Origin of the sequence: Aliiglaciecola lipolytica (assembly GCF_018860635.1) — a bacterium.
Classification (GTDB): Bacteria; Pseudomonadota; Gammaproteobacteria; order Enterobacterales; family Alteromonadaceae; genus Aliiglaciecola; species Aliiglaciecola lipolytica_A.
Genome location: NZ_JAHKPT010000035.1, coordinates 479043 through 499502, shown reverse-complemented (window position 1 = coordinate 499502; position 20460 = coordinate 479043). Strand labels below are relative to the sequence as shown.

The 20460-nt window shown below is 41.3% G+C and carries 20 protein-coding genes; 8 read left to right on the top strand and 12 right to left on the bottom strand.

The features are described from left to right. Nucleotides 1-111 precede the first annotated feature (111 nt). The 3 genes from KO530_RS20150 (at nt 112) to KO530_RS20140 (ending at nt 3112) form a co-directional block, all read left to right on the top strand. Nucleotides 112-1269 carry a helix-turn-helix transcriptional regulator gene (locus tag KO530_RS20150; protein ID WP_216050241.1) on the top strand — a complete coding sequence of 386 codons (1158 nt, stop codon included), beginning with the start codon at nt 112-114 and terminating at the stop codon, nt 1267-1269. Between the two features lie 87 nt (nt 1270-1356). After that, nucleotides 1357-2031 (top strand): DUF4386 domain-containing protein, encoded by a 675-nt coding sequence (locus KO530_RS20145; protein ID WP_216050240.1) that lies wholly within the window; start codon nt 1357-1359, stop codon nt 2029-2031. 61 nt (nt 2032-2092) lie between these two features. Then, a complete protein-coding gene (locus KO530_RS20140) occupies nt 2093-3112 on the top strand; it encodes a serine hydrolase domain-containing protein (protein WP_216050239.1) in 1020 nt (339 codons plus the stop codon). A 74-nt stretch (nt 3113-3186) separates the two neighbouring features. Here the strand turns inward: KO530_RS20140 and KO530_RS20135 are convergent, their stop codons facing one another. Next, on the bottom strand, nt 3187-3858 hold the full coding sequence (locus KO530_RS20135; protein ID WP_216050238.1) for a hypothetical protein: 672 nt from the start codon (nt 3856-3858) through the stop codon (nt 3187-3189). Nucleotide 3859: 1 nt separating this feature from the next. Beyond that, nucleotides 3860-4306: a hypothetical protein gene (locus KO530_RS20130; protein ID WP_216050237.1), complete on the bottom strand. Its 447-nt coding sequence runs from the start codon at nt 4304-4306 to the stop codon at nt 3860-3862. 492 nt (nt 4307-4798) lie between these two features. On the opposite strand from KO530_RS20130, the gene KO530_RS20125 reads away from it, so the two are divergent. Beyond that, nucleotides 4799-6199, top strand: a complete 1401-nt coding sequence (locus KO530_RS20125) for a M20/M25/M40 family metallo-hydrolase (RefSeq protein ID WP_216050236.1) — start codon at nt 4799-4801, stop codon at nt 6197-6199. Between the two features lie 82 nt (nt 6200-6281). Here the strand turns inward: KO530_RS20125 and KO530_RS20120 are convergent, their stop codons facing one another. From KO530_RS20120 to KO530_RS20110, 3 genes are read right to left on the bottom strand one after another with little or no spacing between them, the layout of a single operon-like run. Beyond that, entirely contained in the window at nt 6282-6818 is a 537-nt protein-coding gene (locus KO530_RS20120; protein ID WP_216050235.1) for a redoxin domain-containing protein, read from the bottom strand. After that, on the bottom strand, nt 6815-7969 hold the full coding sequence (locus KO530_RS20115) for an MFS transporter (protein WP_216050234.1): 1155 nt from the start codon (nt 7967-7969) through the stop codon (nt 6815-6817). The genes KO530_RS20120 and KO530_RS20115 overlap by 4 nt, the downstream gene beginning before the upstream one ends. A gap of 10 nt (nt 7970-7979) precedes the next feature. Further along, nucleotides 7980-9176, bottom strand: coding sequence for an MFS transporter (locus tag KO530_RS20110; protein WP_252729377.1), 1197 nt, complete (start codon nt 9174-9176; stop codon nt 7980-7982). Between the two features lie 119 nt (nt 9177-9295). Between KO530_RS20110 and KO530_RS20105 the strand changes: the two genes are divergently transcribed. Both KO530_RS20105 and glpQ read left to right on the top strand, forming a co-directional pair. Then, entirely contained in the window at nt 9296-10207 is a 912-nt protein-coding gene (locus KO530_RS20105) for a LysR family transcriptional regulator (RefSeq protein WP_216050233.1), read from the top strand. Between the two features lie 211 nt (nt 10208-10418). Next, nucleotides 10419-11426, top strand: coding sequence for a glycerophosphodiester phosphodiesterase (glpQ, locus tag KO530_RS20100; RefSeq protein WP_216050232.1), 1008 nt, complete (start codon nt 10419-10421; stop codon nt 11424-11426). 58 nt (nt 11427-11484) lie between these two features. On the opposite strand, the gene KO530_RS20095 is transcribed toward glpQ, so the two are convergent. After that, nucleotides 11485-12348, bottom strand: coding sequence for a flagellar protein MotY (locus KO530_RS20095; protein ID WP_216050231.1), 864 nt, complete (start codon nt 12346-12348; stop codon nt 11485-11487). A gap of 204 nt (nt 12349-12552) precedes the next feature. On the opposite strand from KO530_RS20095, the gene rnt reads away from it, so the two are divergent. Beyond that, nucleotides 12553-13176, top strand: a complete 624-nt coding sequence (gene rnt / locus KO530_RS20090; protein ID WP_216050230.1) for a ribonuclease T — start codon at nt 12553-12555, stop codon at nt 13174-13176. 143 nt (nt 13177-13319) lie between these two features. On the opposite strand, the gene purF is transcribed toward rnt, so the two are convergent. The 6 genes from purF to truA all read right to left on the bottom strand — a co-directional run bounded on the left by purF (nt 13320) and on the right by truA (nt 19240). Continuing rightward, nucleotides 13320-14846, bottom strand: coding sequence for an amidophosphoribosyltransferase (gene purF, locus KO530_RS20085; protein WP_216050229.1), 1527 nt, complete (start codon nt 14844-14846; stop codon nt 13320-13322). A gap of 9 nt (nt 14847-14855) precedes the next feature. Next, the gene (locus tag KO530_RS20080) at nt 14856-15347 is read right to left on the bottom strand and encodes a CvpA family protein (protein ID WP_216050228.1); all 492 of its coding nucleotides are present in this window, start codon (nt 15345-15347) and stop codon (nt 14856-14858) included. Nucleotides 15348-15423: 76 nt separating this feature from the next. Then, nucleotides 15424-16080, bottom strand: a complete 657-nt coding sequence (locus tag KO530_RS20075; RefSeq protein ID WP_216050227.1) for an SPOR domain-containing protein — start codon at nt 16078-16080, stop codon at nt 15424-15426. A gap of 48 nt (nt 16081-16128) precedes the next feature. After that, nucleotides 16129-17400, bottom strand: a complete 1272-nt coding sequence (gene folC / locus KO530_RS20070; protein WP_216050226.1) for a bifunctional tetrahydrofolate synthase/dihydrofolate synthase — start codon at nt 17398-17400, stop codon at nt 16129-16131. Further along, nucleotides 17400-18248 (bottom strand): acetyl-CoA carboxylase, carboxyltransferase subunit beta, encoded by an 849-nt coding sequence (gene accD / locus KO530_RS20065; RefSeq protein ID WP_216050225.1) that lies wholly within the window; start codon nt 18246-18248, stop codon nt 17400-17402. Before accD ends, folC begins: the two co-directional genes overlap by 1 nt. A gap of 194 nt (nt 18249-18442) precedes the next feature. Next, nucleotides 18443-19240 (bottom strand): tRNA pseudouridine(38-40) synthase TruA, encoded by a 798-nt coding sequence (gene truA / locus KO530_RS20060; RefSeq protein WP_216050224.1) that lies wholly within the window; start codon nt 19238-19240, stop codon nt 18443-18445. Between the two features lie 341 nt (nt 19241-19581). Between truA and KO530_RS20055 the strand changes: the two genes are divergently transcribed. Continuing rightward, complete coding sequence (locus KO530_RS20055; protein ID WP_216050223.1) at nt 19582-20277, top strand: DUF6090 family protein; 696 nt, start codon at nt 19582-19584, stop codon at nt 20275-20277. Nucleotides 20278-20460: the final 183 nt, after the last annotated feature.

Below are 20460 nucleotides of genomic sequence, written 5' to 3'. Positions count from 1 at the left end.
ATAAGCTCTTTATGGCGAAAATCTTGGTTTGGCCTTTGCGGTCTGTTTATCCCATAATACAGGCTAACAAAATCGAAACCCTAACCTAAAAAAACGAGTAAAGAATCTCAAATGATTGTGAAAGTGTTACCAACAATAATCTTTTCATTTCAACTGGGCATTGCAGGCCTTGCTATTGCTCAGACTTTGTTGAGTGCTAGGGGCGGGCAAAAACACACTTACTATCTAACCGGGGTACTGATATTTCTCTCTATTCATACATTTGGTGATTTACTTGTGGTGTCAGGTGGGTATCGGTATTTCCCCAATCTAGTAGGATTACAATTCCCCTTAGCGACATTGATTGGTCCCGCATTTTACTTTTACGCGCGTTCCATGATGACCCGCTCAAATGTGTTAAGCACGAAATCTATGCTTACAGCTAGTATTGGTCCCGTACTGGGTATTTTAGTATTGCTCCCTTTCGCCTTAGGGCTGACCACCGAACAAAAACTTTCTCTTGCGGATCCACTCACCCGAGATGCTGAACTCTACAAGTTTGCTCTTCTAACTTGCTTACTCTCTACCCTTACCTTTTTAATCTCCACGCTATTGTATTTTAGCGCAACCTACCGGCTTCTAAACAACCACAAAGTTCAGCTCATGAAGAGGTTTTCGGTTATTGAAAAAAAATCACTGGATTGGTTACGCACAATTCTACTTTTATGGGGTAGTGTTTGGGTGCTTTACACCATTGAATATATATTGAATTTTATTGGCGTAAGCTGGATTGGATCGGGTGTCGTTATTCCAATGCTAAATTTACTATTGCTTTTGGCGTTTGCTCACTTATCACTTAATCAACCTTTATTGTCAGAAACAGACAAATCAAAAGACAGTGATTTGCAACCTCGAGCAGCCGCATTAGACGATGATAGAATGAAGAGAATTGCCGTAAAACTCCACAAAGTGATGCAAGGGGAACGCTTATTTTGTGAAAATGAACTGAGCCTTCACCGATTATCTGAAGCCATTGGCATATCTCAAAATCATATTTCCGAGACCCTATCCCAGCATTTACAGATTAATTTTTTCTCGTTCATTAACAATTATCGTGTAGAAGAAGCAAAAAGACTGTTAACTACAACAACCTTATCAATTATTGATATCTCGCTGGAGTCGGGCTTTAACTCTCGCTCGACGTTTAATTCTGCCTTTAAAAAAACCGAAGGCGTAACCCCGTCGGCCTATCGCATGCTCATGAATAATCATAATACTACGAAAGAATAATGAACGAATGGGCCCATTTGGACGACGTTAGTCTCGAAATCCTTGAAACTTTCCCTATCATCAAAAATCATCTAGAGGAAAATTCATATGTCAAACTTGTTCGCTGCTCGTCTGGTGGGCGCGTTATTTATTATATCAACAGGCGCTTACATGACGGCGAGTCATATCATTTCGACGCTATTTAGTGCACCTGATTTTATCCTTTATCTGTACCCGAATAGAAACCTTTTGACCGTAGCCGCCCTATTGGAGTTTGTTAACTCTGCCGCTGTAGTGGCTATAGCCACCGTTATATTTCCCATCATTAAACCTCTTAGTCAGCAAATCGCTTTGACCTATGTTAGCTTTAGGATCATCGAAGCGGTTATGCTACTTATTGGCGCATTAGCATTATTTTCTTTAATAGCCATTAGCAAAGAAATGGTAACAGCCATCGCCCCCACTGTTGACTATTTAAGTGTTATGGCAGATGTTCTAAAACAGCAACGTTATGTTAGTTTTCAACTGGGCATGATCCCCCTAGCCCTTTGCGGCTTTATGCTTTGCGTTACCTTTTATCAACACCGTTTAGTCCCAAGGTTATTATCCGCTTTAGGCCTTGTCGGCTATTTGTTATTGTTGCTAAAAGTCAGCGCCGATTTTTTCGCCATTAATATTGGCGGTGGCTTGCTGTATATTCCTGGCGCATTATTTGAACTACTTCTACCATTGTGGTTGTTTTTTAAAGGTTTTCATTTAAGTGAACCACCACAAACACACTAGAAGTGAATGACATTAACGCTATATTTTGATTGCCGTGTTTTGCTTTAGGCTAAGAGTGCCCATGAAAAAATGGAAAAAGATCACACTTAAGGTTTTACTCGCTTGTTTCCTGACAACAACAAGTATTTATTTGTTCGCGCCTTGGGAATACGGGCTGTATTATTTAAAGCCAGTACCTAACTCCATTGAGCAACAAGTTCATGAAGCAACGTCACAAGGTATAGACGGAATCATTGTCTATGTGGATGAGGCCAATAAACCAGCTCAGTTGTATGCAAGTGGTTGGCATAATAGACAAGAAAAAATACCGGCATATGGCAATGCTCTATTTAAAATTGCCAGTATTGGAAAATTATATGAAGCGGCGGCAATCGCTAAACTAGTCGCGTCCAATCAGCTCAAACTGGACCAAAGCCTTGCAGACTATTTGCCTCAATTAGCTGAACGTATTGAATATGCAAATAAAATTACCCTACGCATGTTGGTAGAGCACCGCAGTGGTATTCCTAACTTCACCGATCAGGAAGGCTTTGATTGGGCATCAAACTCCCTTGACGTATTGAGTTTAGTATTAGACAAACCTGCGGACTTCCCACCAGGAACTGATTACGCCTACTCCAATTCAAATTATTTGTTGCTACAAAAAATAATGACAGAAACCTTGGGTTATCCTTACTCCCGCTTCATTAGCAATGAGATTCTTTTACCATTGGGCTTAAACCGAACTTTTTTCTCAATTCACCAGATCAATACAAAAGAGCTCATGAGCGGATATTATGTAGGCTATGACGAAGACTTAAAACACCTCGACCAAGGTTACGTAGCCAGTGCACAAGATGTAGGGATCTTTTTAAGAGCCCTAAACGATGGAAGTGTGTTTACCGAAGCAGAACGCAAAATTTATGCTTCACTTTATGAATATAATCATACAGGCTGGGTGCTCGGCTATTCAAGTATTGCCCGATATCACCCAGATATTGATACCGTTGTCATTCAATTTACCAACACTACCGGTGAAGATAGAGTGATACTTACAGGCATCATATATGACCGAATTATGAGTATCTTACGAAGCCAATAAAATGAATTGTTTGACTAGGTATTGCTAAGGTTTAATTACCTCATTCCCGCCACAGCTCCGCAAACCTTTATCACCTATGATTTTTCACCTAACAACATACTGCCATCGTCTAAAAAGCTTAAAACAATCTGTATAGCGGGGCGGTTATCATCAAATAAATAGCTGTATTTCGCCACTATTCTATCTCTATCAACTTGATTTCTTGCTGTCGACATTTCGTCACGAAAAGGCTGCCCTTCCATAATACCGGCATAATGACTGGCGATAGCGGCTGTTGTGCGCAGTGCATTTTCAACTTTGGGGTTTTCTGTAAACGCCTGCGTCAACTGTGTCGAATATGCATAATCGGCCGGTAAAACTAACTGTCCCTGAGTGTTGAATTCTATGCTTGCCGGTGGTGAGGGTATGCCATATTGTGCTAACAATGCTTTAAACTCGTTTTGCGAGTATTTAGATAAGGTATCAATGTTGTGCGCTGTTGGCAGTAATAAGGGTATGTCCTTTAAATTCACCGGGTTAGGTAGCGCGCCAGGCGTGAGATATTCATCTAGATTGATTTCTTGTTGGTCACCTTGGGAAGTATTCATACTGAAAACCGCATTCGTAGCGGGCTTTTCTACCTTTTGAACCTGATGATTTTGTTGATAAGCGGCTAATAATTCCGAAAAGCCATTGTTTCCTTTCGATTGATTAGGTTGCAGTAGAGTTTGTGAGTGAGTTTTAAAAATACGATTGGTGACGTCCATTTTAACCTCTATAATTTTGACTTTGTAAGCTCTCTAAAACATTAAATACATTGGCTCTTAGCTTTGCATCTTTGTTTTGTACCGTGCCAATAGATTGATCAAACTCCACCGACTTTCTTGCCAAGGCTAATACGTCATATTTTTCATCGGCATCAAAATCTCGACTTGGAGGCGCTCTCATTGCTAATCCCTGTTGTGGCGTGATTAACCCATTTAGTTGTAACTCTGACGACATATGGGTTAATTCGTTATATGACATATTAGTCGGATCATACCGGTTAGCGATTTCTTGTAATTTTGTTTCTGCATCAAGGCCGGCCTGGCTCAGAGTGACTTTATCTGCAGCTCTGTCATTGTTAGATAACAGGTTAGAAAGAGTGGTATCTACACCTTGGTTTTTACTGCTTTGATAGATAGAACTCAGCTGACTATTGTTATTTATTTCCATTACATTCCCATTAGTCAATTTAGTGCTAATCTCCACTAATTATCGGTTTGTTTAGCATGATAAGTTTGAGCAGCAATGACTATGCCAAAGGTACTGTTTTTGATTTAGGCTGATACAGGTTAACTAACAGGAGCTGCGCCATTAGGCTGCGGGCTAACCCCTTAGGCTGATTTTCAATGGGGTTATAAAAGCAATTAGGCAAATTATTGCCGAGGCTAAGACAATATCGGCAATGACAGGAAAAAAGACAAGAGCGGCAAGTATGATTCCTGCCTCTTTGAGCTTAAAAATAAGACTAATGGCAACATAAAGTTGCACATTAACTATAGGTTAGCCGAGGAAATTTTACTTAGCGTATCGAATTTAGATAGTGTTTTAGTTAAGATGTTCAGACGATTGTTATTTTCCAATTACGTTTAACCCTAAACGTTCACCAAACTGTTACTAATACGATAACCAACCTGAGCACCTATAATAATAAATGGAGAAATCATGCACCTTCGTAAACGTCTTGTTCTTGGCACAATACTGAGTCTTTTTAGTGTTCAATTGTTGGCCGCTGAAGCCATTGTGAGCACTGAACAGAAGCAAACCGCCGAGCAGCTTATGCAAACAGCTCTTAAAAGCGAGCTTGGAATGGAAATAGTCACATCATTGACTACTGAAGTTGGCCCTCGTCTAGCGGGCTCTGAAGCGGAAAAACGTGCCAGAGATTGGGGCTTAAAACTAGGTAAAAGTTTAGGGTTTGATAAAGCGAACATTGAACCCTTTACCATGCCATTCTGGGATAGAGGCAACTTACACATATCCCTTACCTCTCCTTACAACCAAGAATTATACGGCACAGCCTTAGGTGGAGCCGCACCATCAAAACAAAACATTAATGCTGAAGTGGTCTATTTTAGAGATATTCACGCACTAATGGAGGTAAAAGAAGGAGCGCTAAAAGGCAAAATCGCGTTTGTTGATGGCGATATCATGGTTAAGAGTCAGGTTGGCGCAGGTTATGGACAGGCAAACCAACGCCGCAGAGTGGGATGGCAACACGCTCAGCGCGGTGGTGCAGATGCATTAATCGTGCGTTCAGTGGGCTCAGACTCCCATCGATTCCCGCATTCAGGCATGATGAGTAAAGATGGTGACAAATGGGCAAGTATTCCGGTTATTGCCATTTCTAATCCAGATGCTGACCACCTTCGTCGTTTACATAATTTAGATAAGCCCCTTAGCATATCTCTTCACTCTGAATCTGACTGGAAGGGTGAAGTCAGCAGCGGAAATGTTGTTTTTGATTTGATTGGTAGCGAAAAACCGGAAGAGATTGTGCTAATAGGTGGCCATTTAGATAGCTGGGATTTAGGTACTGGTGCTGTAGATGATGGTGCGGGTGTTGCTATTACCACTGCTGCCGCAGCCCTGATTGCAAAGTTACCTAAGCGTCCTAAACGTACTATTCGGGTGGTCATGTTCGGTGCAGAAGAAGTCGGGCTTTTAGGTGCATTTGCCTACGCCAAACAGCATGCAGCGAATTTAAGCAACCATGTACTGGCCACGGAGTCAGATTTTGGCGCGCAAAGCGTTTGGCAGCTAGAATCGAACCTCAACCCCGAAGCCACCTTGTTAATCGATGAAATTGGCAAAATTCTAGCCCCATTAGGTATCGTTAGAGGCCGTTCAGATGCACCAGGAGGTGGCCCCGACATTATTCCAATGGCCGCCAAAGGCGTACCAACAATTCGTTTAAATCAAAACGGGCAGGATTATTTTGATCTACACCACACCCCTGACGATACCCTGGATAAAATTGATCCCGATGAATTAGCCCAGAATATTGCGGCCTATGCAGCCACTATTTATTTACTTGCCGATTCGGATGTTGAATTAAAGCCATAAATGGCAGCGGTAAATTTAGCCTAACAACCTAAACCCTCTAATCCTCAAACTTATCTAGGATTAGGGGTTTAGAAAATAATAACTAATAAACTAGTGTGCCGCGAATCGGGTAGTCCGTTTGTTTACGAACAAAGGTTAACCCTCTCACTACCACGTCTAATTCTGGGCGTAAAAAAGGCGCATTGGAAATATCCACAGCCTGCAATACCCCCTCCCCGTTTATGACAAACAGGGCCGGTTCTGAAAAATCATGATCGGTTTCAGTTTCAGAACGCGGAGCCGAGATATACAAGCCTAGCTGTTTCATTTGCTCAACGGTTAAGCCATAAGCGATAGGAAAAGACACATCTAAGCTGTCCATGTTGTCGGTTAGTTGTGCCTTTGAATCTGCTGAGACGGCAGTGACACTCACCCTAATAGCATTTAACGCTTCTTTGTGTTGCTCTAATAAATTTAAGTATCGCACGCATAATGGGCAATGCTGGCCTCGATATACAATCAACATTTGCCAATCAGCATCACCGTGAGCCTGTCCTAAGTTAACCCTAGAGCCATCAAGAAGCGTTGCTTCAATGGACGGAAATGTACTACCAGGAATGGGTTTTACTAAATTTGTCATGTTGAACTCTTTACCTTGTTTGTGAATCTCATCGTTTTAATCCATAAAATGCTGGCAATGAACACAGATAGCGCCATACAGCTTAAAAATATATTGTCTATTCCACCTGGTATGTACTCAACAAAAGACGTTAAGAATTGCCCTAAAAACACCGCCATGGTGAAGTACGATAAATTTCTACCGCGCACCTTTACTGCACTTCGCGCAACGATCATGTGATTTAATAAAGGAATACTAAATCCAAAACCAAAGCCGATAATAACCGCACCAATTACTAAACAGACTGTGCCTGTTTGTAGAAAGAAAATGTAAGACACCGCAAAATTAATAAACGCCACGGATAAAACACCTTGTTCACTGAATAGTCTACAAAGCTTGGGGAGAAAAGAGGCTGCGAGTACCGCCATCAATGAAATAAAGGCTAATAAAAAGCCCACTTGTGTTTCGTTGTAACCTTGCTCTTGCATATTACTGGGCATTAAAACAAAGGCAGTGAAAAATAAAACCATCGACAGCATTGCACTAAGGTAAACACTGTTGAGGGAAAAGCCAGAGAGTAATTTTGGCGAGTCTTCTTCAGGTTCCGCTTGTATTCCAGCCGGATATCGACGGGGAACGAAAAGTAACAGCATCACCAAAAATACCCAAGCAATTAAATAAAGTGACAGCGGTAACGCCCAATGTTGAGCGGCTAGCAAACCACCTACAAACAAAAATACCACCCCGCCTAGCTCAATTGCCATGCCCTGTTTGGCGATCATATTTAAGCGTTCTTCAGCAAAATACCAATGAGAAATTAACACCGTACACCCAGCCATCACGACCGACGTCATTCCCCCGAGTAAAAAACGATTGGCAAATATCCAAGCCGGCGCGTGCAACCAATATACACTCGCCCCCACCAGCCCATATAAAAATAAACCAATAATCAGCGCTGGATACGCACCATATTTATCAATCAACTTTCCCGCAATAGGCGCACAGATAACCGCGCCCAGGGCGGGCAATGTGACTAATAATATGGCGTTGTCGGCTACCCCAAGAGCATTGGATATACTAACCAAGCCAGGTGCTATAACGGCCCCTACCATAATGGTTAAACAGGCAATACAGAGCAAGGTATAGCGACCTAGCCTGTTGAGTTTAGTCATGAAAAGTCTCTCATACTGTTGAAAGTGAATGCTGTTTAGTTTTTGCCATCGAATTAAAAGCCGCACTAAACAAAATAAATAGCATACTGATGGCTACTACACCGGGCCATTGAAAAAGTGAAAATGCCCGCAGACCAGCAACCGAGCCTAATGCTCCACCAAGATAATAGCCGAGCATGTAAATACCATTAATTCGGCTTTGGGCGGTTGGATCAATACTAAAAACACGCACCTGATTAGCCACCTGAGCACTAAAAATGGCAAAGTCGATAAGAATAATTCCGATAATTAACGATATAAGATTGCCAGCAAATAATCCCGTTATGGCAAATCCTACAGCGGCTAAAACGAGGGCCATTTTGATTAAGGTTTTAGAACCAAATCTATTCACCCATTTACCGGAAACCTTCGCCCCAATCACACCAGCCAATGCGATCACACCAAACAATCCGGCTTGTTGAGCATTGTAATCAAAGGGGGCTTCGCTGACATAAATAGCCAATGTTGCCCACAGGACATTAAAGGAAGCAAACCAAAGTGCGCCGGAAAAGGTAAACAGCTGCAGTGATTTATGCTGGCAAAATAGGCTCAAGGTACTTTTTATTAATGGCCAATAGCGCAGCGATGCTTGGGGTTTATTTGACGGCAAAAATACCCAAAGCAAAACACCAAGTAAGGCGGCTAATAACGCTGACATAACGAATACACTGCGCCAACCCAAGAGCTCCCCGACCAATCCACTTAATGTTCGGGAGAGTAAAATACCAATGGTTAATCCCATCATTAATGTGCCAAGGGTTGTACCTTTGTTTTCCATAGACACCATTGACGCGGCAAAAGGAATTAACTGCTGAGTGATATTGGCACTGGCACCAATTAAAAACACTGCGATTAACAGTATTGTGATGTTAGGTGCCCACACTGCCATTCCACAAGCAAACACTAGCACGCAGGATAATATACCTATTAGTTGCCGCCGCACGACTGAATCACCGAGTGGGGATATAAACAATAAAGCAAAGGCATAACCGAATTGGGTTAATGCGGGAATACTACCTAATTGTAAGTCGTTTAAACTAAATTCACTGGCAATTAGCGGCAAAATAGGTTGGTTGTAATACAGATTTGCGGCAGTTGCAGCAATGGCAGTTGTCATTAGCAGTAGCATAAAGGGACTTAACAACTGCTCTGGCTCCGAATGAGTCATATTTTATGTCAGGTAAATAAATCATAGCGCCAGCATAGGGCTTATTTATTAATAACAAAAATGATAACTTTTTATGGAATCTATACAGATTTTATATATAAGTAAACTTGGGGGCAATCGTGGACATAAAAACATTAAAAAGCTTTATAACTGTGGCTAAACACAAAAGCTTTTCAGAAGCTGCGCGAGAGTTACATACTGTACAACCGGCCATTAGCCGACATATTTCTGCATTAGAGGCGGAGCTTGGGGTAAGGTTATTTAATCGAAACTCTCGAGATGTCGCGATAACCCCAGCCGGTGAGCAGTTGTTAACAGATGCTAGCGCGATCCTAACCCTTACAGATAAGGCAAAAAGCCAGGTTAAGCGTGCCCACAGTGGAAAAGTGGGTACACTGAATATTGCTCACTTAAGCTCAGCTTGTTTATCATTTATGGCCACTTTGATCCGAACCTACAAATCCCAGTTTCCTGAAGTCCATGTTAGCCTATTTGAAATGACAGCAACCGAACAAATTGAAGCCTTTAAGCAAGATAAAATCGATATTGCATTTTCAAGGCCCCTGCCCACGCCAATTGCTGATGAGTTTATTCGTCACGATATTTATATCGACAAATTCGTTGCACTAGTCAGCCAAAGCCATGCTCTTGCAGGTGCTAAACAGGTTGAGCTGGCTAAGTTAAAGACTGAACAATTTATTATTTTCAATCGTGATGAGGCCCTTGGGCTCTTTGATGAAACTATCATCCTGTGCAAACAAGCCGGATTTTCACCGGATATCATAAGTCAACCAAAGCATATGCAAACCTTAGTGACAGAAGTGGCTGCAGGTTTAGGGGTGGCGATCGCACCATTTTGTGTTAGTAAATTGTATAGCCGAGGGTGCCATTTTATTGCACTAGAAAATGTCGACACACAAATTCCCCTGCAAATTCAATTCAAACAGAATAATCCTAGCGCGACTGTGAATGCTTTCCTAAATGTCGCTTTAGCGGCCAAAAGTGAAATTCAGCGCAGTATGGCTAGTTAAAGCTATCATTGGTTAGCGAAGGTGTATGGATTGTTTTTCCCGCTTTCGGTTACTGCACTAAAGTAAGAGTGTTCATTGACTATTTTGCAGCCTATTTTAGCGAAATCCCATACTGGGATAAGTGACTATAGTCACCGAACTTTCATATGCTGGTGTTATGGTTGACGGAATGAATAATTTGAATGTCCCAATTAAATACAGGTAGGAATATATGCCGTACAAGCTCCCACTATTAATATTGTTGTGCCTATTTTGCATGCAACTTTACGCCAAGCCGATAGTTATCGCCCATCGCGGGGCTTCCGGATACTTGCCTGAGCATACGTTAGAAGCCGCTGTCCTTGCATATTCCCAAGGGGCCGATTACATAGAACAAGATTTAGTTTTGAGCAAAGACTTAATACCGGTAGTACTGCATGACATACACCTTGAAACCGTGACCAACGTCGAACAAATATTCCCTAAACGCCATCGGGCTGACGGCCGCTACTACGCGTTCGATTTCACCTTGGCAGAACTGCAAACCCTTAATGTACACGAGCGGACAAATGACAAAGGCGAACAAGTATTCCCCTATCGTTTTCAGGAGCCTCGTAATCAAGAGCGCTATCATGGACAGTCATCATTTAAGATTGCCACATTTGAACAACAAATTAATTTGATTCAACAACTTAATCGGCAATTTAAGCGAGATGTGGGTCTTTATCTGGAAATCAAATCGCCCCTTTGGCACCAAACTCACGGAGCGGACTTAAGTCAAATCACCCTGAATATCCTGCGTAAATACGGTTTGGATAACCAAGACAGCCATGTTTATGTGCAATGCTTTGACTTCGCAGAAACACAGCGTCTTAGGAACGAGTTAAATGCCAAGGTGAAGTTAATTCAGCTTATTGCTGAAAACAGTTGGCAAGAGTCGAATTCTGACTATGAATATTTGAAATCCGCACAAGGTCTCAAAGAAATTGCAAAAGTAGCCCAAGGTATTGGCCCATGGATTCCACAACTATTTGATTTTGCGAATAAAACACCAACTAGTTTACTAGCCAATGCCCATCAAGCAGGGCTGCTAATTCATCCTTATACATTTAGAAAAGACGACCTCCCAGCCAAGTATTCTTCGCAACAGGTGCTAGACATCCTATTCGAAGATTTAAAAGTAGATGGTTTATTTACCGACTTTACCGATGTGCTGGAAAATTACTTAGAAAAGCGATGATATTGCTCTAGAGTCACTAGTAAAAACTAACAAGCTCGCGATTGCGAGCTTTGTGAATTTAGGGTTTAGCCATTCGAATGATGACTCGACGATTTTTAGCACGAGACATCTTATTCGTATTGGTCGCCGCATGACGGCGTTCACCATGACCTGTCACCTCAATTCGAGAAGAATCTACTCCCATTTCGGTGAAGTACGCCTTAATTTCCTCTGCTCGACGAATAGATAATTGTTCGTTGTTCCAACGACCACCATAACTATCTGAGTATCCATCTAACAAAACCAGCTCAAGATCTGTATCTTCTTTTAAATAGTCCCCGATCATTTGTAGGCGTTTTTTAGAGTATTTGGTTAAGTCTGTACTATTGCTGTTGTAACTTAGCACTGTGTATGCAATATCTTCAAATGCAAAAGGTAATAAATTAGCGACACACTCAGCGAACTCAACATAGGGTTTCGAAAAGTTACTGGCATTTAAACCCACAGCGATACGATCGAAGTCACTATACCAATCTTGATAATATAGTGTTGGCCAAAAACCTTTTTCCAATTCAGTTAACATTGTCCAAGCGGCTTTTTGCGGTAAATCACTATTGTATTGTTTGCGAATTGGCATTTGCGCAATTTCACGCTGCATTTGTCCTGGCATCCATTTGGGTGGGACTGAATAAACGGAGGCAACAGAATAGGTGTTTGGTAACCTTAACATCTGCAACTCAAATTCCATATTCAGTTGCTTAGAAGCCGTGCTGTAAAAAGCAGCTTCTCCATAACCAGGAAGTTGGTGACTCAAAGTACATTGCAAGCGACTTTTTTGACTGACTTGCCACTGAGAATCCTCAACTGGCGCTGCATAATGACGCAAGCTAGCTTGGCTAGCAAAGCTGAGGGTTAAGCCCAAAAAAATCGCGCACTTTTTCATATCAGACAGAAATCCAGTAAATAGTGTTTATCCATTATAGATATCGACACTAGAAACAAAAAGTTTAATCACCCGTTGTGTACGGATAATAACCAACTAGACCTATCAAATGCAAATGCGCCTAAACATATTCACAACTGAACTGGTACAAGGCTTTAAAGGTTGACATAATAGCAAGCTATGTTGTCGATTAATAAGGTTATCATGTCAGATCCAATTCACCTGTTGAACCAACGATTTAGAGGGTATTTCCCAGTCGTCATTGATGTTGAAACAGCTGGATTCAATGCGCAAACTGATGCTTTATTAGAATTAGCAGCAGTGACATTGAAAATGACAGCTTCTGGAGACATTCAGATAAATAAAACGTTCCATTACCATATTAACCCTTTCGAGGGCGCAAACCTCGAACAAGCCGCTTTGGACTTTAACGGTATTGATCCTTATTGTGCATTACGAGGCGCGATTGATGAATCTGAAGCAATTAAAAATTTGTGCAAAGAGATCCGAAAAGAACAAAAAGCAGCGGAATGCCAACGCTCAGTGATTGTTGCCCACAATGCATCATTCGACCAAGGCTTTGTGAATGCAGCCATTGAAAGGTGTAATATTAAACGCACTCCTTTCCATCCTTTTGTATCATTTGATACCACCAGTTTAGCCGGTTTAACCTTAGGTCAGACGGTGCTGGTTAAGGCCTGTGAAGCGGCACAAATCGAATTTGACCAAAGAGAAGCCCACTCAGCACTTTACGATACGATGAAAACCGCCGAGTTATTTTGTTTTATGGTCAATAGATGGAAAGCCCTTGGTGGCTGGCCGATATAATTCACAATTCCAAGGGATGCTTTTAACGTGCTCAAAATAGCAGTAACGGGTTTACAAGGCTGAAATAAAAAGTGAGGCCTGAGCCTCACTTAATGTAGATCAACGATAAACCGCAAATTTAATCACAGTGATTAAATATAGGCTTAATCGTCATTATCCGAATCAATATTGTGCATTTCCAAATTACTTAATTCAGTTTGTATCATTGATTTTTTAGCCCCTTCAGAACGGGCCCCATCAACTCTCTCTAAATAAGCTTGGTCAATATCACCAGTTATGTACTCACCATCAAATACAGACGTTTCAAAACGAGTAATAGCAGGATTCTCAGCACTAACCGCTTCAACTAGATCTTGAATATCTTGGAAAATCAGCCCATCAGCTTTAATTAACTCACTAATTTCGTCGATATCGCGGCCGTAAGCGATCAATTCATTTGCACTTGGCATATCAATACCATAAACATTTGGAAAACGAATCTCTGGCGCAGCTGACGCGAAATACACCTTCTTGGCACCTGATTCACGGGCCATTTCAATAATCTGTTCAGATGTAGTGCCGCGTACAATTGAATCATCAACCAGAAGAACATTTTTGTCTTTAAATTCTGATTTAATGGCGTTAAGTTTACGTCGCACCGACTTACGTCTAAGCGTTTGACCTGGCATGATAAAAGTACGACCGATATAACGGTTCTTTACGTAGCCTTGACGGTAAGGTAAGTCCAACTCTATAGCAATTTGCAACGCTACATCGGAAGACGTTTCCGGAATAGGAATAACCACATCAATATCTAAATCAGCCCATTCTTTGGCTATTTTCTGACCTAGCTTTTTACCCATATTCACCCGCGAGGCATATACTGATATTCCATCGATAAAGGAATCAGGTCTTGCGAAGTAAACAAATTCGAAAATACAGGGAATATTTTTAGGGTTTTGCGCGCACTGTTTAGTAAATAATTCACCTTCTTCAGTCACATATATTGCTTCGCCTGGTGCGACATCACGAATAAACGTAAAACCTACGGCATCTAGAGCAACACTTTCGGATGCAACCATATATTCATCACCCTGCTCAGTTTTACGCTTACCTAAAGCAAGAGGACGTATGCCATATGGGTCTCGAAACGCAACCATGCCATTGCCGATAATCGCAGCAACCACAGCATAAGCGCCACGAATCTTCTTGTGCACATTGGCAACCGTGGTGAAAACCTCTTCAGGGGTTAAGGTTAAACCTGCACATTGTTGTAATTCATGGGCAAAAATATTTAATAAAAGTTCTGAATCAGACGTCGTATTGATATGTCGTCTGGCAATACGGAATACTTCATCTTGCAAATCATGGGCATTGGTTAAATTCCCATTGTGTGCAAAAGCAATTCCAAATGGCGAGTTGACGTAAAACGGTTGGGCCTCTGCTGAGCTTGAAGACCCTGCAGTGGGGTAACGCACATGACCAATACCAAATTGGCCTGTTAAACGTTGCATATGGCGGTTGTGAAATACATCTCGCACCAATCCATTCGCTTTTCTTAGATGAAACATTTTATCATCTATAGTCATGATCCCTGCGGCATCTTGCCCACGATGCTGAAGAACAGTTAACGCGTCATAAAGTGCTTGACTTACTGCACTCTTTCCAACAATTCCGACAATACCACACATGCAATTTACCTATTTATTCGGCGTTAAAAAACTGGAGTTATTTTGTATAAAACTAAAAAACCACTCAATAATGGGAGTGAATTCAGGAACTAATACTGACTCTATCCACCAAGACGACTCGGAAGCAGTAGTGAAGGTATCTAAGAAGAACAAAGCAGCACTCACAATCAGAATGCCACGGATAATACCAAAAACTGAGCCAAGGGCTCTGTCGGTACCTGTGAGTCCAGTAAACTGTACTAAGCGCGCAATTAAGTAATTTATCAATCCGCCTAGAATCAGCGTACTGGCAAACAAAATCGCTATGGACACCCCATTTCTGACCATCTGATCATCAAATTTAGTCATGTAGACGGCAAGGTATTCATAAAATTGGCTAGCAATAAAAAAAGCGGCGAACCAAATAGCTAAAGAGATAGCTTCTTTAATAAATCCCCGTACCAAACTTATAATGGTGGAGACAGCGATAACGCCAATGATGGTGAAATCTATCCAATTCATAATGACCCGGTCATATTAATTGTTGGTTCGTTAAAATCGCGCGCATTCTATCAGAGATAGCATATATTTCTAGTATTCATTTCACTGTGAATGGTGTTACTCGACCCTGCAACTTAGTCAATTCGCGAAGATGTGGAACCGCTTTTTGCAGTTTTTCTTTATTTAACTCAGGTCCAACAAACACTTTTGTTAACTCACCAGTGCTCGTTTGAACTGGTCGACTGAATGCTTGATAACCTGCATTTCGCAGTGTACTAAGCAATTCGCTGACATTTTTTTGATGACGAAACACACCTAATTGAACAACCCAACCTGCTTTGGCTAGTAAACGATTGTCCATTTTACCGGGATTGACTTCTACTTTGTCTTCAATCGGGTGATCTATTTCGCTCGGGGTAATTTTTTTATTTTCAGTTTTTTGAGAAGATGAATCATTAACCGGCGAGTCTTGGCGCGATGCCAGCTCGTTGTTATCTTCATTTTGGTTAATCTCAAAATCGTCGATTGCTACGTCAGGTACAATTTCAACCTTGCGATTTACTTCTTGTTCGACTTGCTCGAGAGGGAAATCTTGCGTTTCATTAAGTTCACGCATTTTAGGTTGATCTGGTATTGATTCAAATAGATCTTGGCTAGTTTGTTTTTCACCATCGAGCAAATCAGGCAGAAAAATCACTGCTAATGCAACGACTATAATGGTGCCCACCAATCGGTTTTGTAGTGCTGAAGACAAGACTTTTCCTCTTTTAGACCAGTAGCATCGTATATTTATTCAGTCGAATTAAGATGCTTGCAACACTTCGCTTACCGTGAAAAATGAACCAAACACAATGATCAAATCATCATTTCCAGCATTTTTCGTTGCTGCAAGTAGCGCATCAGAAACATGCTCAAACTCTACCACTTTTTGTGATTTAGTGAGCACTGTTTTTAATTGTTTACTCTTTGCGCCGCGAGGCACATTAAGAGACGCAACATACCAATTGGCTTTCAGCGATTCAAGTGGTAAAAAACTACCGGCGATATCTTTATCTTCCAACATAGCCACAACCAGATGCAATTGCGTGTATTTCATTCGTCCAATTCGTGCGGCCAATAACTCGGTTGCTTGCGGATTATGGGCGACATCAACAATGATCTTAGGCTGCTGACTAATCTCTTCAAAGCGCCCAGGTAAGCTCGATTTTTCGATGAGTTCGTTGACCTCATCTTGATTGCGAGGTAAATGCCCTAACAAACTCAATACTTGCAACGCCGTTGACGCGTTTTGCATTGGGATCAATGGAATTGATAAATCACTAAATTGGACTGACTGATTATACCAACACCAACTTGTATCACAATCCTCAAAGCCAAACTCTTTTCCTTGCCAAGATGGTTGCGCTTGCATTTTATCAACCGCTATTAACAGTGTTTCTGGCGGCACTGGCTCGCCTACAACTACAGGAACCTTGGGACGCATTATGCCGGCTTTTTCTGTAGCAATAAGCTCTCGGGTATCCCCTAGCCAATCTTGGTGGTCAAGGGCAATACTTGTAATTACAGCGAGATTGGGATCAACTATATTAACCGCATCCAAACGACCGCCTAAACCAACTTCCAACACCACAAAGTCTGGTTGCTGATTGGCAATTAACACTAGCGCAGCTAAGGTAGCAAACTCAAAATAGGTAAGCGAAATAGCACCTCGAGCATGCTCTACTTGCATAAACGCATTCACATGCTCTTGTTCGCTTAGCATCAAGCCGTTAATGCGCACTCGCTCTCTATAATCAATAATATGCGGTGAACTATACACGGCAACAGTTTGTTGTTGCATGCGTAACCCCATCTCAATCATTCGACAAGTTGTGCCTTTGCCATTAGTTCCGGCAACAGTCACCACAGAACTGTTTGAAAAATCTAAATTCAAACGCTCATAGACTTGCTGGGTTCGGGCAAGACCCATATCGATAGATTTGCTATGGATGGCTTGTAAATAATCTAGCCAAGTAGAAAGAGACCAGGACAAACTAGGCTTGTTCTGGTCTTCTGTAGATGTGTTATTTGACATTAATGGGGCTGTGTATGTAGCTTTTTCAATAAATCGTAGATTTTGTCACGCATCTGGCGACGGTCAACAATCATATCGATAGCGCCCTTCTCCACTAAAAATTCACTGCGTTGGAAACCATCAGGTAAAGTTTCACGTACGGTCTGCTCAATAACTCTTGGACCTGCGAATCCGATTAATGCTTTAGGCTCAGCGATATTAATATCACCTAACATAGCCAAACTGGCGGAAACTCCACCCATAGTAGGATCAGTTAAAACTGATATATAGGGTAAGCCTTTTTTACTCATTCGCGCTAAAGCTGCACTGGTTTTAGCCATTTGCATCAAGGAAAATAATGCTTCCTGCATACGCGCGCCACCACTGGTTGAATAGCACACCAATGGCATATTATGTTCTAAACAAGCTTCTACTGCTTTGACAAAACGAGCGCCAACAACCGAGGCCATGGAGCCACCCATAAATGAGAATTCAAATGCGGCACAAACTACTGGCATGCCTTTCAATTTGCCTTGCATAACAATCAAAGCGTCTTTTTCTTTGGTTGCTTTTTGAGCGGCGGTTAGGCGATCTTTATAACGTTTAGAGTCTTTGAATTTCAATACATCTTGAGGCTCTAAATCTTCTCCGATTTCTTTTCGATCGGCCTGATCTAAAAAGGAGTTAATTCTTGCTCGAGCCGTGATGCGCATGTGGTGATCACATTTAGGGCACACTTCAAGCTGCTTCTCTAATTCGGTTTTATATAAAACCGCTCCACAAGATCCACATTTAGTCCAAATCCCCTCAGGCACATTACTTTTAATAGAGGACTGGGTTCGCGGTAGTATTTTTTGTATCCAACTCATTCAATTCATCCTAATTGCAAAAATTTGCGCTGTATATGCTGCTATTTTCGCCAAAATCATGATTAATATCGCATTATCGACATCTTATCGACGTAAAATATCTATTCTCGCCATTAAAACATAGTTTAGTCTTGGGAAGAAAACAAAACTGGTCTAAGAAGTAGTAACACTGATTCCGATTGATCGAATGACACTCAGAAAAATGCCGGACCTAATGGAATCTCAGGAATCCCAAAATGCTCAGGATAAAGTACATCAACTAAATACAAGCCATTTGGTTTAGCCGTAGCCCCTGCCTTAGCCCTGTCTTTTTGATCAAGCAATTTTTTCATCCATTCAACCGGTTGCTCACCACTGCCTATTACGGCAAGACTGCCGGTAATATTTCGTACCATATGATGCAAAAATGCGTTTGCTTGCACATCAATCATAATGTATTGACCGCGTCGTGTAACCTGAATATGTTCAAGCCTACGCACTGGCGAATTAGCTTGGCATAACGAGGCTCTGAATGCACTAAAATCATGCTCTCCCACCAAACATTGTGCTGCTTCATGCATTTTTTGATGGTCAAGTTCAGTATACATATGTGTCAAGCCACCTGACAGTATTGCTGGGCGAAATGGATTGTTATAAATAATATAACGATAGCGTCGTCCTACCGCAGAAAAACGCGCGTGAAAATCGGGACTCACTTGCTTCGCCCATTTGACAGCAATATCTTTGGGCAAATGCGTATTCACCCCTAATGTCCAACTTCTTTCTGGTCGAAAAGCAGGTGTTTCGAAATGCACTACTTGACCAGTAGCGTGAACCCCAGCATCTGTTCTGCCAGCACATAATACAGCGACAGGATGATTTGCAACTTTGCTCAAGGCTTTTTCTAAATGCAATTGCACACTAGTGACTTGAGATTGTCTTTGCCAGCCATAATAATTGCTGCCATCGTATTCAATCCCTAATGCGATTCGATTTGTTTGTTGTTGTTCCACTGAGGCCCTTGTTTAAAAGTTCTGAATTCCACTAAACGCATTATTTGCGCTATTCAATGCTAAAAATTGCGACATTGTAATGAAATTTACATTACTTTTCATAGCATGTTTGTAAATAGTAGATTGAAAGATAGGTTAAGTTTCCAAATCATAGTCGATAACACAATAAATATTCAAAATTACTATTTGATAACGGCCGCACTGGAAATTAAAACTACCGATTTTAACGCGTTTTAACGATGCAATTTGTTTAAGGTCACTACCACCAAAGCGAACCTGAGTGCCATATACAAGGTTTAATAGTATGCTAAGCTTGTTGAACACAAACGTAGGGACTCGACATGTTATTGAGAAGAATTTCAAAACACGTTAAAGCACAAGATTGGTTCGCTGTAGCAATCGACTTTTTTATTGTAGTTGCAGGTATTTTGATTGCTTTTCAAATAACAAGTTGGAATGAAGCACGCAAAGACAGCAAACGTGAGTTACAAATCATTACTCGTTTGCACTCCGACTTTACAATACTTGAGAACGATACTGTCGAGGCTATTGAATTCATTAAATCAAATACGCCAATTGTAGAAGAGTTTGAACAGCAAATTCTCAATTACCCTAATGGTGCTGATATTGAACTGATGCAACGTTTTTTTGAAACTGCATTTTCTTTACCCCGCCCAGAAGGCCAGTCAGAAACCTACCAGCAGCTTGTTACTAACGGCGATATGAGTGTTTTAAATAACGAAACTTTGCGCGCTAAACTTGTTTATCACGCCTCTTTAACAGATTATTTTATTCATGCAAATCAAGCTAATCGAGAATGGACAAGGCCCTATCTCGTTTCGTTAGTGCGGTTGAGTTCATTGATCGACGTTTTACCAATGGATGAAGCAATTTCCTCGTCAGGCTCTAGAGCAGATCTGATTGTTGCAATTAGCCTCTACAAAGGCGCTTTCGAAGGTCAGTTAGCAATATTTGAGGCGCATAGAGAGAGCTTTGATAATCTCAAAAACATCCTCATCGAAGAGAGTAAAAAATAGAGTAACTTTGATTACAAAACATATTTCCACATTGAAATTATTGAGTTGATTACTCAGTATTTTAAGCAGTTACCTTTTAAGCCATTGATATTTGAATTTATTTTTTAGGGTAAGAAAGAACTGAGCCTACTCTATTTCAATGCAGCCGATGATTGAAGCAATACAATTTGGCTGCTAGTGTAA